A 13,317-nucleotide genomic window follows, 5' to 3' on the forward strand; every position below is an offset into this window, starting at 1 on the left:
TCATGGAGATGAAGGATCTGGTCGCGCTGGGCGACAAGCTTCTGGACATCGACGAGCCCAAGTTCCGCCAGATCGTCGATCTGCTGGAGCAGATGAACGACCATCCCGACATCCAGCGCACCATCGCCGTGATCCGCCCCCGCCTGGTCGAGCTGCGGCTGCACCGCCGGCCGACGCTGAAGCGGCTGTTCTGCGACCCGTTCGAAGACCTGTTCGAAGCGCTGGGCAAGGCCGACCCGGTGCCGCTGAGCGTGATCGAGCGGTCGCTGATGAACAGCCTGTGGCCGCTGGTCGAGGCCGAGGTCGGCAAGGAACACGTGCGCGCCTTCCGTCCGGCCCTGCAGGACGGGCCGGAGCGCAAGGCGCTGACCGAAGCCTTTTGGGGGGAATGCGCCGCGGCGGTGTCGAAGATCGCCGAGGGGGCGGTGTCCGGGCATTTCAGCGAAGCGCTCGACCTGCGGATGAACCCCAACCGGATACGGGCGCTCGCGGACATCGCCATCATCCTGTCCATCGCACCCGAGATCATGGAGCTGAAGGCGGCGCTGTCGCCCAAGCCGGTGCCGAAGCTCCATGGCGACCATATCGAGGCGATCCAGACCATCGGCCGCCGGCTGTCCCGCGCCAGACCGGAATCGCTGAAGATCTTCATCCTGCTCGCCGCCTCGCGCCTGACCGATCCGTCGGTGCTGCTGAGCGGGCTGTGGGACATGGATCTGGGCCAGAAGCCGGCCGACCGCGCCGCCCTGTTCATGCAGCTGAGCGGCACCGTCGTCGCCCAGATCGAGGACCGCTCGCGCCACTGGCAGGACACCCCGGCCAGCGACCGCATGGCGGTGGCCGATCTGGCGCTCGACCTCGTCGCCAGCCTGGACGCCACGCGGGCGGCGATGGAGCATAGCCGCAACAAGGAGTTCGACCAGCGGCTGAAGCAGGTGCGCAGCTCCGTCCACGCCATGGTGAAGTCCCAGGTGTTGCAGGACGCCGATGCCGGCATCGTCGCGGCCGTCGGCGCACTGGATAATTGCGCCATCGGCGCCAGCGAGGGACGCGCCCAGCTGGCCCAGGCCGAGAACCATGCTCGTGCGCTGCGCAAATGCGCGACCATCGCCGACACTTTGGGACTGCGCGGCGAGCTGCGGGAGATGACGCAGAAGACCACCGCCTCGCTGACGGAAAAGGCGCAGCAGGCGCTGGCCGGTCCCGCCGGCAGCACCCGCACCGGCTACACCGCCATCCGCATGATCGAACTGATTGCCGGACCGGCAGAAGCGAATAAGATCATGGACGACATCATGAGCGGCGGCCGGCGGTGAGTGTGTCGGCGCCTTGCGGTTCGGAGGAGTGGGTGATGGGATCGGGATACACCGGGTGGGAACTGCCGGCGGACGAGCGCGGGCGCCTGCTGGCCCTGCTTCCGCCCCGCTATGAAAGGCTGGTCGCCGACCATGTGACCCTGAGCTTCGGCGTCGGGCCGCAGGAGCCGCTGCCCGCCGCCACCGAGGCCGACGTGATCGGCTATGCCGACGACGGCGAGGGGGTTCAGGCGCTGGTCGTCGCCGTCGACGGCGCCAGCGACCGGCCGGACGGATCGACCTACCACATCACCTGGTCGCTGGCGGACGGGCGGCGCCCGGTGGAGTCCAACGACGTCATCCACGACTATGGCTGGCATCCGGTGGACCCGGTGACGGTCAGACTGGTGCCACGGTATTTCGCGCTGTAAGCCGGAGCCTCACCTGGCAGCCTACGGCACCTCTGCCACACCTTCGGCGGCGACGCCGCGCTTGAGGCGCTGTTCGCGATAGACGATGAACAGGCCGCTGCCGATGATCAGCGCCGCGCCCACCCCCATGCGCGCGGTGGGGGCCGTACCCCAGACGGCGAGGTCGAGGATCACCGCCCACAGGATCGACACATACTGGAACGGTACCACCACCGCGGCCGGGCTGAGTTGCAGCGAGCGGTTCATCATGGCGTGGCCGGCCAGCGCGGTGACGCCCAGCAGCCCCAGCAGGATGAAGCCGAGCCAGCCCGGCGCCTCCCAGCTCCAGGGCAGCGTCACTCCGCCGATCAGCAGGCCGCCGACCATCTGGTTGCCGACCAGCGTCAGGCTGGAGGCGGAGCGCAGGACGCGGGTGGAGATCACGCCGCTGGAGAAGATGAAGGCGCCGATCAGCGCCACCAGCGACGGCCACAGGTCGAAGCGGCCGGTCGGGTTCAGCACGATGACGACGCCGACGAAGCCGACCAGCACCGCCACCCAGCGGCGCCAGCCGACGCTTTCCCGCAGGATCAGCACCGACAGCGCGGTGACGATCAGGGGCGCCGACATGTAGATGGTCATCACGTCGGCCAGCGGCAGATAACCGACCGCCCAGTAGAAACAGGCGACATCCACCGTCATCAGAGCCACACGCAGGATGTGCAGCGGCAGCCGGTCGACGGCGAAGACCGCGGCGATGCCCTCGCGCCAGATCATCGGCGCCAGCACCGCCAGACCGAACAGGCTGCGCACGGCCAGCAGCATGGCGACCGGATGGTCGGCCACCAGCCATTTGCCGAGCGCGTCGTTCAGCGTGAAGAGCGTCATCCCGCCCAGCATCATCAGGATGCCACGGCGGGTGTCGGTCGCGGGGGCCGCGGTCATGGAGGGGTCCGGCAATGGTTGAGGGCGTGGGATCCGCGGGAACAGGCCGGAGACCTGCGCGGGCAGCGATATTGCTGGAATGGCGGACGAACGCAACCCCCGCCCGGCGGGCAGGAGCGATGCGAAAATTCCATCCGCCCGATTGAACCCGCCGGCAGGGCTGGGGCGGTCAGCGATAGGGCGCCTGTTGAACGGGCAGCCGGTTGGTCTCCTTCATCTCCCGCAGCGACAGGTTCGACCGGATGCTCGCCACGCCCGGCAGCTTCCGCAGCACCCTGTCGACGAACCCGCTGTAGTCGTCGAGATCGCGCGCGACGACCACCAGCAGGAAATCCGCCTCTCCGGTCGTGTTGTGGCAGCTCAGCACGGAGGGGCAGTCCTGGATGATCCGCTCGAACGCCGCGGTCACCTCCTCGCCATGCTGGGTGCAGACGATCTGCACGAAGGCCATGACGCCGAAGCCGAGCTTGCGGCGGTCGAGAACCGCCTGATAGCCCTTGATCACCCCGCTTTCCTCCAGACGCTTCTGACGCCGCCAGCAGGACGCCTCGCTGAGCGCCAGCTGTTCGGAGAGCCTGGCGTTGGACAGCCGGCCATCCTGTTGCAGCCGGTCGGCAATCGCGGCATCCATTTTATCCAGCGGGTCCATGCCGAAGAACTCCTTCACGAATAAGCCATCGAAAGAAAGAACCCTTCATATCTCCGGTTTTGCCGATCTTCAATTGAAAGCCAATTTCAGCGGGTCCGTCGTAGACTGCGGGAGCGTCCAGACGGAGTCCCCCCGATGAAAGCCGTGGTCTACGAGGCATTTTCCGCCCCGCCGCACATCATGACCGTGCCCGATCCGACGCCGGAGCCGCATGGCGTCGTCGTCAAGGTGATGGCGACCGGCGTCTGCCGCAGCGACTGGCACGGCTGGGTCGGCCATGACACCGACATCCAGCTTCCCCATGTTCCCGGCCATGAGCTGGCCGGCATCGTCGAGGCGGTCGGCAGGGACGTGACGAAATGGAAGGTCGGGGACCGGGTCACGGTCCCGTTCGTCGGCGGCTGCGGCGCCTGTCCCGAATGCCATTCCGGCAACCATCAGGTCTGCGACCGGCAGTTCCAGCCCGGCTTCACCCATTGGGGGTCGTTCGCCCAGTATGTCGGCCTGCATCAGGCTGACATCAATTTGGTGGGGCTGCCGGAGAGCATGGACTTCACCACGGCGGCGAGCCTCGGCTGCCGCTTCGTCACCTCGTTCCGCGCCGTCATCGACCAGGGCAAGGCCTCCGCCGGCCAGTGGGTGGCGGTTCACGGCTGCGGCGGCGTCGGCCTGTCGGCGATCATGATCGCCAATGCGGTGGGCGCCAATGTCGTCGCCATCGATATTTCCGAGGACAAGCTCGCCCTGGCCCGCGCGCTCGGCGCCGTCGCCACGGTGAACGCCTCAGAGGTCGCAGAGGTCGCCGAAGCGGTGATCGAGACCACCCGCGGCGGCGCCCATGTCTCGCTCGACGCGCTGGGCCATCCCACCACCTGCTTCAACTCGATCGGCAACCTGCGCAAGCGGGGCAAGCATGTGCAGGTCGGGCTGATGCTGGCCGAGAACAGCACGCCGGCCATTCCGATGAGCCGCGTCATCGCCAACGAGCTGGAAATCCTCGGCAGCCACGGCATGCAGGCTCACCGCTATGACGCGATGCTGGAGTTGATGCGGTCCGGCAAGCTGGCGCCGGAGAAGCTGATCGGCCGGACGATCACGCTGGAACAGTCCATCGACGCCCTGATGACCATGGACAGGTTCGAGGGCACCGGCGTCACCGTGGTGACGGAGTTCTGACGACAAAGCCGGAAAGCTCGCGCTTTCCGGCTTCCAAAACAGCGCTCAGATCACGCCCTTCTCGCGAAGGGCGGCGATGTCGGCCTCGCCCAGGCCGAGGGACTCGGCAAGCACCGTGTCGGTGTGCTGGCCCAGCGTCGGCGGGGCGGTGTCGTGGACCAGCGGGGTGCCGCTGTAGCGGATCGGGCTCGCCACCGTCGGCACGCTGCCCTGCGTCGGGTGCGGCAGATCCTGGTGGATGTTGCGGGCCTTGACCTGCGGATCTTCGAAGACCGCGGCCAGATCGTTGATCGGGCCGCAGGGTACGCCGACCTGCTCCAGCGCGCCCAGCCAGTCGTGGCTGTCGCGGGTGCGGATCAGCTCCTCCAGCAGGGCCACCAGTTCCTTGCGGTTGGCGACGCGGGCCGGGTTGGTGGCGTAGCGTTCGTCCTTCGCCAGCTCGGGACGGCCGGCGACCGTGCAGAACTTGGCGAACTGGCCGTCATTGCCGACCGCCAGGATGATGTAGCCGTCGCGGGTGGCGAAGGCCTGATAGGGCACGATGTTGGGATGGGCATTGCCGAGCCGCTGCGGCGCCTTGCCGCCGACCAGGCAGTTCATCGCCTGGTTGGCCAGCACCGCCACCTGCACGTCGAGCAGTGCCAGATCGACCTGCTGCCCCTCGCCGGTGCGGTCGCGGTGGGCCAGCGCGCCCATGATGCCGATGGTGGCGTAGAGGCCGGTGAAGATGTCGGTCACCGCAACGCCGACCTTGACCGGCCCGGCACCCGGCTCACCGTCGGGCTGGCCGGTGATGCTCATCAGCCCGCCCATGCCCTGGATCATGAAGTCGTAGCCGGCGCGGTTGCGGTACGGCCCGGTCTGGCCGAAGCCGGTGATCGAGCAATAGACCAGCCGCGGGTTGACCGCCTTCAGGCTGTCATAGTCGAGGCCGTATTTGACCAGCCCACCGACCTTGAAATTCTCGATGACGACATCGGCCTGGGCGGCGAGTTTGCGGACAAGCTCCTGCCCTTCCGGCCGCTCGAAGTCGATGGTGATCGACCGCTTGCCGCGGTTGGTCGACAGGAAATAGGCCGACTGGTCGCCGGCCCAGGGCGGGCCCCAGGCACGGGTATCGTCGCCGGCACCCGGCCGTTCCACCTTGATCACGTCGGCGCCGAGATCGGCCAGCGTCTGCGCCGACCACGGCCCGGCCAGCACGCGCGACAGCTCCAGCACCCGGATGTGCGACAAGGGTCCGGCCAAGGTGTCTTCCTCCTGTTGGTTTTTTATAGCCCTCTCCCGCCCCGGGAGAGGGAGGGACCCGCCGAAGGCGGGAGGGTGAGGGGTGGTCCAGACATGGATTCATATCCTCGGATCACCCCTCACCCTTCCCAAGCTTCGCTTGGGCCCCTTCCCTCTCCCGGGACGGGAGAGGGAGTCTCGTTACGCCGACACCAGTTCTTCCAGGGAACGCTCGATGATGTCCAGGCCTTCGTCGACCAGGGCATCGGAGGCGGTCAGCGGGACCAGGATGCGGATGACGTTGGCGTAGGTGCCGCAGGACAGCAGGATCAGGCCCTTTTCCGCCGCCTTGGCGACCAGCGCCTTGGTCAGGTCCGCGGCCGGCTCCTTGGTCTCGCGGTCGGTCACCAGCTCCATGGCGACCATGGCGCCCAGGTTGCGGACGTCGCCGATCACCGACAGGCTGTTGCGCTGGGCCATGGTGCGGAAGCGGCCGGCGATGCGCTCGCCCAGCTGCTCGCTGCGCTCGACCAGCTTCTCTTCCTCGATGACGTTGATGACGGCCAGCGCGGCGGTGGTCGCCAGCGGGCTGCCGGCATAGGTGCCGCCCAGGCCGCCGGGGATCGGGGCATCCATCAGCGCCGCCTTGCCGGTCAGCGCCGACAGCGGGAAGCCGCCGGCCAGGCTCTTCGCCATGGTGACGAGGTCCGGCTCGATCCCGGCATGCTCGAAGGCGAACATCTTGCCGGTGCGGGCGAAGCCGGTCTGGATCTCGTCGACGATCATGACGATGCCGTGCTTGTCGCAGACCGCACGCAGCGACTGGAGGAAGGACGGGCTGGCGATGTTGAAGCCGCCCTCGCCCTGCACCGGCTCGATGATGATCGCGGCGACGCGGGCCGGATCGACGTCGGACTTGAACAGATTGTCCAGCGCCTTCAGGCTCTCCGCCTCGCTGATGCCGCGATAGGCGTTGGGGAACGGCACGTGGAAGATCTCGGCCGGGAACGGACCGAAGCCGACCTTGTAGGGCACGACCTTGCCGGTCAGGCCCATGGTCAGCAGCGTGCGGCCGTGGAAGCCGCCGGAGAAGGCGACCACGCCCGGACGGCCGGTGGCGGCGCGGGCGACCTTGACGGCGTTCTCGACCGCCTCGGCGCCGGTGGTGAAGAAGGCGGTCTTCTTCGGCGTCGGGCCGGGGACCAGCGCGTTCAGCTTCTCCGCCAGCTCGACGAAGCTGTCATAGGGCGTGACCATCGCGCAGGTGTGGGTGAAACGCTCCAGCTGCGCCTTCACCGCCTCCATCACCTTCGGGTGGCGGTGGCCGGTGTTCAGCACGGCGATGCCGCCGGCGAAATCGATGAAGCGCTTGCCCTCGACATCCCACATCTCGGCATTCTCAGCGCGGTCGATGTAGAACGGCATGCCGGCGGAAATGCCACGGGAGACGGCGGCCTCGCGACGGGCGACGAAGGACTGGTTGGTGCTCATGGTCTGTGTTCCTTTGACGACGGTCAGGCGCCGAGGCCGACGCAGAGATATTTGACTTCCATGAAATCATCGAGGCCGTACTTGGAGCCTTCGCGGCCAATGCCGGACTCCTTGACGCCGCCGAAGGGAGCCACCTCGGTCGAGATGATGCCCTCGTTGATGCCGACGATGCCGTATTCCAGCTTTTCCGCCACGCGCCAGACGCGGCCGATGTCGCGGCTGTAGAAATAGGCGGCAAGCCCGAACTCGGTGTCGTTCGCCATGCGGATGGCGTCCTCTTCCGTCTCGAACTTGAACAGCGGGGCGACCGGTCCGAAGATCTCCTCGCGGGCGACGCGCATCTCGGTGGTGATGCCGGTCAGGATGGTCGGCTCGAAGAAGGTGCCGCCCAGCGCGTGGCGCTTGCCGCCGAGAGCGACGGTGGCGCCCTTCTCCAGCGCATCGCCCATCAGCTCTTCCACCTTGGCGATGGCGTCGGCGTTGATCAGCGGACCCTGGGTGACGCCGGCCTCGGTGCCGTCGCCGACCTTCAGCGCCTTGACGGCCTCGGCCAGCTTGGCGGCGAAGGCGTCATAGACGCCGGCCTGGACCAGGAGGCGGTTGGCGCAGACGCAGGTCTGGCCGGCATTGCGGTACTTCGACGCCATGGCGCCCTTGACCGCCTCGTCCAGGTCGGCGTCGTCGAAGACGATGAAGGGGGCGTTGCCGCCCAGCTCCAGCGACACCTTCTTGACCGTGCTGGCGGCCTGCCGCATCAGCAGCTTGCCGACCTCGGTCGAGCCGGTGAAGCTGACCTTGCGGACGATGGGGCTGTGGGTCAGCTCGTTGCCGATGGCGGCCGGCTCGCTGCCCATGACGATGTTGAAGACGCCGGCCGGGAAGCCGGCGCGCTCGGCCAGTTCGGCCAGCGCCAGCGCCGACAGCGGGGTGTCCTCGGCCGGCTTGACCACCACGGTGCAGCCGGCGGCCAGCGCCGGAGCGACCTTGCGGGTGATCATGGCGTTCGGGAAGTTCCACGGCGTGATCGCCGCGACGACGCCGATCGCCTCCTTCAGCACGACGATGCGCTTGTTGGCGGCGAAGCTCGGGATCACGTCGCCGTAGGCGCGCTTGCCCTCCTCCGCGAACCACTCGATGAAGGACGCGCCATAGACGACCTCGCCGCGCGATTCGGTCAGCGGCTTGCCCTGCTCGGCGGTCATCAGCTGGGCCAGATCCTCCTGCGCCGCGAGGATCAGCTCGTACCAGCGGCGCATGATGGCCGCGCGCTCCTTGGCGGTCTTGGCCTTCCACGCCGGCAGGGCGGCGTTAGCGGCGTCGATGGCCTCGCGCGTCTCGGAAGCGCCCATGTCGGACACTTCGGCGATGACGGCGCCGGTGGCGGGGTTGGTGACCGGGAAGCTCTTCCCGGAATCGGCCGCGCGCCACGCACCGTTCACGTAGCCCTTGGTTCGGAGAAGGCCCTGGTCGTTCAGCGACAGCATGTTCGATCCGCCCTGGATGAAGGATTTATGGAACCGGCCGGCCACGCCCGGCGAAAACTTCCTTGGTAATCAAGGATTTCCTGCGCGGGGGCCTGGACCTTGGACAGAAGCCTACCATGTTTAATAAATTAAACAACCCCTGTTTAGCTGTTCATATTCTAATGACGGGGTTGCGCGAATGGGCTATTGCCTAGAGTGGGTGAGGAGCAGGAGTCCGGTGATGGAATTCGATGTCGGCGCCAGGTTGAAGCAGATCCGCGAACAGCATGGGCTGTCGCAGCGGGCGCTCGCCCAGCGGGCCGGAGTGACCAACGGCACGATCTCTCTGATCGAGCAGAACCGCAGCAGCCCGTCCGTGTCGTCGCTGCGCAAGGTGCTTCAGGGCATCCCGATGACCTTGGCCGAATTCTTCTCCTCCGACGATCTGCCGCCACCCGAGCAGATCTTCTTCAAGGGCGGCGAGCTGATCGAACTGGCCGGCGAACTGAAGGGCACCGTCGGCCAGATTTCCTTCCGGCAGGTCGGCGACCTGCGCAGCCGCAACCTGCAAATCCTCCACGAACGCTACGCCCCCGGCGCCGACACCGGCCGCACCATGCTCCAGCACGAGGGGGAGGAAGGCGGCATCGTCATCAAGGGGCAGATCGAACTGACGGTTGGTGACCGCAAGCAGCTTCTCGGCCCCGGCGACGCCTATTTCTTCGATAGCCGCGTCAGCCACCGCTTCCGCAACATCGGCGAAGTGGAGTGCGAGGTGATCAGCGCCTGCACCCCGCCCTATCTGTAACGGCCGCTTCCACCGGATCGAATCACGCCGGATCAGATCAGCTTGACCACCGCGGTTGCGATGCCCAGCAGGCCGGCAATCGCGGTGAGCTGCCATGCCATCATCTTGCCGAACCAGATTTTCAGGTCCCGCTCCATGATCTGACCATCGCTGCGGATATCGTTGCGCAAGGTGGCGATGTCGGCCTTGGTCGCGATTTCCTGGCTCGTCGCTTCGGCGAAAGCCTCCGCCGCTGCGCGCGCCTGCTCCACCGAGAAGCCGCCGGCTTGCAGTTTCGTGGCAAAGCGCAACGTGTCGAACGGCACAGCGGACATCGCGATCCCTCATCACAACAACCACCGAAAAGATAGGGCAGAGCGGCCGGACTTTCCACCACGGCGATGCCGCAGCCGCTCTACAGGCCCCCTACTCCGCCTTCCCTTTCAGCCGCTCGTTGCGCCGGCGCAGGATTTCCAGCGTCGACAGCATGCAGACCGAAATCACCGTCAGCACCACCGCCACCGCGGTGATGGTGGGGCTGATGTTCTCGCGGATGCCGCTGAACATCTCACGCGGCAGCGTGCGCTGCTCGGGACCTGCGAGGAACAACACCGTCACCACCTCGTCGAAGCTGGTGGCGAAGGCGAACAGGGCACCCGACGCCAGACCTGGCAGGATCAGCGGCAGGATCACCTTGCGGAAGGTCAGCAGCGGCGGCGCGCCCAGCGAGGCGGCGGCCTTCGCCAGCGTCATGTCGAAGCTTTGCAGGGTCGCCGACACGGTGATGACGACGAAGGGGGTCGCCAGCGCGGTGTGGACCAGGATCAGGCCGAGATAGTTGCCGGTCAGACCCAGCGGCGCGAAGAAGAAATAGACGCCCACCGCGGTGATGACGACCGGCACCACCATCGGCGACAGCACGATGGCCAGCACCAGCGGCTTCCACTTGCTCTTCCATTGGGCCAGCCCCAGCGAGGCCAGCGTGCCCAGCGCCATCGACAGCATGGACGACGCCACGCCGATGATGACGCTGTTCTTCAGCGCGTTCATCCAGCGCGCGGATCCGAGGAAATCCTCGTACCAGCGCAGCGACAGGCCGGGCAGCGGATAGGTCAGGTAGGTGCTGGAGCTGAAGGAGAGCGGAACGATCGCCAGGATCGGCGCCATCAGGAAGATGAACACCAGCGTCGAGGCGACGATTGTCGCCATCCAGGCGAAGCGCTGGCTGGCTGTCTGGGGGGAATGGTTCGCGCTCAATTCTTCAGACCTCCCGTCGTCTGGCGGCCGAGCGCCAGCTTGCCGTAGACCAGCGCCAGCACCAGCGTGGAGAGCAGCAGAACCGCACCCAGCGCCGAGGCGAGGCCCCAGTTGACCGTTTCCGTGGTGTAGAAGGCGATGAAGGACGAAATCATCTGGTCGGCGGCCCCGCCGACGAGCGCCGGCGTGATGTAGTAGCCGATGGCCAGGATGAAGACGAGCAGGCAGCCGGCGCCGATGCCCGGAATGGTCTGCGGCAGGTAGATGCGCAGGAAGGCGGTGGCCGGCGGCGCGCCCAGAGAGGCGGCGGCCCGCATGTAGGCCGGCGAGATGCCGCGCATGACGCTGTAGAGCGGCAGGATCATGAAGGGCAGCAGCACATGGGTCATCGCCATGTAGACGCCGAAGCGGTTGTAGATCAGCCGCATCGGCTCGTCGATCACGCCAAGCCATTGCAGCGAGCCGTTGACGATGCCCTCGCTCTGCAAAATCACGATCCAGGCGCAGGTGCGCACCAGAAGCGAGGTCCAGAAGGGCAGCAGCACGAAGATCATCAGCAGGTTCGACCGGCCGGTCGGCAGGTTCGCCAGCAGATAGGCGACCGGGAATCCCAGGATCAGGCAGAGCGCGGTGACGCCGAAGCCGATGGTGAAGGTGCGGATGAAGACGTCGCGGTAGATCGCCTGATCCGGCGGGGCGGCCACGATGGCGCCGTCGGCGTTGCGGGTCAGGTCGACGGCGGCCAGCAGGTAATAGCTGGTGACCGGGCCGCTGGCGCTCTTGATCGCCGTCCAGCTCTCGCGCTCGCCCCAGGCGGGCGAGAGGCCGATCAGCGTCTCCTTCGCGGTGCCGGGAGCGGGCTGCTCCTTCAGCTTGCGCGCGGTGGAGAGCAGCGTCGTGCGGTATCCGTTGACGATGTAGTTCAGCCGCTTGGCCGCGACAGCCAGCGTTCCGGCTTCGCGCGCGGTGCGCATGTCGGCGGCGAGTGCGGCGAAGGCGGCCTCGTCGGGCAGGCCCTGGCCGTTCCAATGTTCCAGCGCCGAGACGGTCTGCGGCATCACCTGCGGCACCTCCCAGTCGTCGGCCGACTTCCAGATCATACCGGCGAGCGGCACGACGAAGGTGAACAGCAGGAAGGCCAGCAGCGGCAGCACCAGACCCAGCGCACGGAACTGCCGGGTCCGCTCGGCCCGTTTCAATCGACGCTTCAACGGCACGTCGGCGCCGGCAACGAATGCGGCTGTCATCGGCATTGTCCTGTTGGAAAGACGCAGGTGCATAAAGCCCCAAAAACCGGGACCATCCCCTCTCCCCCCCGCTTACGCGCAAACAAAGTTTGCGCTGCCGCGACAGGCGGACCATAGGTCCGCCGAAAGCGGGGAGAGGGTTAGGGTGAGGGGGACGCATGGCGTCCGGTCACCGAAGGGCGGAAAGTGATCCGCAAAAACTTAAGTTGGGAAATACATCGCGGCCCGATGTGTGCTGCTGTGCATTCCCCTCACCCCGCCCCTCTCCCCCCAGGGGGGAGAGGGTGTAGAGCGCAGTTACGAAAAGCTAACGCTTACTTGGCCGCCCACTTGTTGAAGCGCTCGGTCAGGCGGTCGATGTTCTCCAGCCAGAAGTCGGTGTTGATCTCCACCGCGCTCTTCATGTTGTCCGGCGCGGTCGGCAGGTCGGCCAGGACCGCCTTCTGCAGCAGCGCCGGGGCCTTCTTGTTCGAGGTGCCGTAGGCGATGCCTTCGGACAGCTTGGCCTGGTTCTCCGGCTTGCCGACGAAGCTCAGGAACTTGTAGGCGGCATCGACGTTCGGGCTGCCCTTCAGGATGACCCAGCTGTCGACGGTGTAGAGCGCGCCGTTCCACACCATGCCGAAGTTCTTCTTTTCCTTCTTGTTGGCGGCGTCGATGCGGCCGTTGTAGACCGAGGTCATCGCCACTTCGCCCGACGCCAGCAGCTGCGGCGGCTGGGCGCCGGCCTTCCACCAGACGATGTCGCTCTTGATGGTGTCGAGCTTCTTGAAGGCGCGGTCGATGCCGGCCTCGGTGCCCAGAACCTTGTAGACGTCGGCAGGCGCCACGCCGTCGGCCATCAGTGCGATTTCCAACGTGGTCTTGGCGCCCTGACGCAGGCCGCGCTTGCCCGGATACTTCTTGGTGTCGAAGAAATCGGCCCAGCTCTTCGGCGCGTCCTTCAGCTTGTCCTTGTCGTAGCCCAGGACGAAGTCATAGACGATGGCGCCGACGCCGCAGGCGTTGACCGTCGACGGCAGATAGGCATCCTCGCCGCCGATCTTGGAGAAGTTCATCTTCTCGTACAGGCCCTCGTCGCAGCCGAGCGCCAGCTCCTCGCTCTCGACCTGGACCACGTCCCAGGTCGAGGCGCCGCCCTGGACCTTGGCGCGCAGGACGCCGACGCCGCCGTCCCAGGACTCGTCGTTCATCGCCGTGCCGGTGGCCTTGAACGGCTCGAAATACACCTTCTTCTGGACGTCCTGATAGGCGCCGCCCCACGACACGACGGTGAGGTCGCGGGCGCTGGCCGCCGATGACAGGGCCGTGAGGGCGGTGAAGGTCGCAGCGAAACCGAGAGCCACCTTAATCTTCGACATGATCCCCGT

Annotated in this window: 13 protein-coding genes; 4 read left to right on the plus strand and 9 right to left on the minus strand. The window is 66.7% G+C overall.

Annotated elements, in window-relative coordinates; all coding sequences use genetic code 11:
* Nucleotides 1-2: 2 nt before the first annotated feature.
* Together CRT60_RS18660 and CRT60_RS18665 are read left to right on the plus strand one after the other, a co-directional pair.
* The gene (locus CRT60_RS18660) at nt 3-1,316 is read left to right on the plus strand and encodes a hypothetical protein (RefSeq protein ID WP_098738061.1); all 1,314 of its coding nucleotides are present in this window, start codon (nt 3-5) and stop codon (nt 1,314-1,316) included.
* 35 nt (nt 1,317-1,351) lie between these two features.
* Nucleotides 1,352-1,726: a hypothetical protein gene (locus CRT60_RS18665; protein WP_098738062.1), complete on the plus strand. Its 375-nt coding sequence runs from the start codon at nt 1,352-1,354 to the stop codon at nt 1,724-1,726.
* 21 nt (nt 1,727-1,747) lie between these two features.
* Here the strand turns inward: CRT60_RS18665 and CRT60_RS18670 are convergent, their stop codons facing one another.
* Nucleotides 1,748-2,650, minus strand: a complete 903-nt coding sequence (locus CRT60_RS18670) for a DMT family transporter (protein ID WP_098738063.1) — start codon at nt 2,648-2,650, stop codon at nt 1,748-1,750.
* Between the two features lie 169 nt (nt 2,651-2,819).
* Nucleotides 2,820-3,299, minus strand: a complete 480-nt coding sequence (locus CRT60_RS18675; RefSeq protein WP_098738722.1) for an Lrp/AsnC family transcriptional regulator — start codon at nt 3,297-3,299, stop codon at nt 2,820-2,822.
* A gap of 135 nt (nt 3,300-3,434) precedes the next feature.
* On the opposite strand from CRT60_RS18675, the gene CRT60_RS18680 reads away from it, so the two are divergent.
* A complete protein-coding gene (locus CRT60_RS18680) occupies nt 3,435-4,475 on the plus strand; it encodes a zinc-dependent alcohol dehydrogenase family protein (RefSeq protein ID WP_098738064.1) in 1,041 nt (346 codons plus the stop codon).
* Between the two features lie 45 nt (nt 4,476-4,520).
* Here CRT60_RS18680 and CRT60_RS18685 read toward each other — a convergent pair whose 3' ends face one another.
* The 3 genes from CRT60_RS18685 to CRT60_RS18695 all read right to left on the minus strand — a co-directional run bounded on the left by CRT60_RS18685 (nt 4,521) and on the right by CRT60_RS18695 (nt 8,677).
* A complete protein-coding gene (locus CRT60_RS18685) occupies nt 4,521-5,723 on the minus strand; it encodes a CaiB/BaiF CoA transferase family protein (protein ID WP_098738065.1) in 1,203 nt (400 codons plus the stop codon).
* Between the two features lie 180 nt (nt 5,724-5,903).
* The gene (gabT, locus tag CRT60_RS18690; protein ID WP_098738066.1) at nt 5,904-7,193 is read right to left on the minus strand and encodes a 4-aminobutyrate--2-oxoglutarate transaminase; all 1,290 of its coding nucleotides are present in this window, start codon (nt 7,191-7,193) and stop codon (nt 5,904-5,906) included.
* 23 nt (nt 7,194-7,216) lie between these two features.
* Nucleotides 7,217-8,677, minus strand: a complete 1,461-nt coding sequence (locus CRT60_RS18695) for an NAD-dependent succinate-semialdehyde dehydrogenase (RefSeq protein WP_193548456.1) — start codon at nt 8,675-8,677, stop codon at nt 7,217-7,219.
* 220 nt (nt 8,678-8,897) lie between these two features.
* Between CRT60_RS18695 and CRT60_RS18700 the strand changes: the two genes are divergently transcribed.
* Nucleotides 8,898-9,464 (plus strand): cupin domain-containing protein, encoded by a 567-nt coding sequence (locus CRT60_RS18700; RefSeq protein WP_098738067.1) that lies wholly within the window; start codon nt 8,898-8,900, stop codon nt 9,462-9,464.
* A 32-nt stretch (nt 9,465-9,496) separates the two neighbouring features.
* On the opposite strand, the gene CRT60_RS18705 is transcribed toward CRT60_RS18700, so the two are convergent.
* The 4 genes from CRT60_RS18705 to CRT60_RS18720 all read right to left on the minus strand — a co-directional run bounded on the left by CRT60_RS18705 (nt 9,497) and on the right by CRT60_RS18720 (nt 13,308).
* Nucleotides 9,497-9,778: a hypothetical protein gene (locus CRT60_RS18705; RefSeq protein ID WP_098738068.1), complete on the minus strand. Its 282-nt coding sequence runs from the start codon at nt 9,776-9,778 to the stop codon at nt 9,497-9,499.
* A gap of 91 nt (nt 9,779-9,869) precedes the next feature.
* Nucleotides 9,870-10,700: an ABC transporter permease gene (locus tag CRT60_RS18710; protein WP_161958091.1), complete on the minus strand. Its 831-nt coding sequence runs from the start codon at nt 10,698-10,700 to the stop codon at nt 9,870-9,872.
* Nucleotides 10,697-11,947: an ABC transporter permease gene (locus CRT60_RS18715; protein WP_098738069.1), complete on the minus strand. Its 1,251-nt coding sequence runs from the start codon at nt 11,945-11,947 to the stop codon at nt 10,697-10,699. The genes CRT60_RS18710 and CRT60_RS18715 overlap by 4 nt, the downstream gene beginning before the upstream one ends.
* A 314-nt stretch (nt 11,948-12,261) precedes the next feature.
* Nucleotides 12,262-13,308 carry an ABC transporter substrate-binding protein gene (locus tag CRT60_RS18720; RefSeq protein WP_098738070.1) on the minus strand — a complete coding sequence of 349 codons (1,047 nt, stop codon included), beginning with the start codon at nt 13,306-13,308 and terminating at the stop codon, nt 12,262-12,264.
* Nucleotides 13,309-13,317: the final 9 nt, after the last annotated feature.

It is taken from the genome of Azospirillum palustre (assembly GCF_002573965.1).
Taxonomy (GTDB): Bacteria; Pseudomonadota; Alphaproteobacteria; order Azospirillales; family Azospirillaceae; genus Azospirillum; species Azospirillum palustre.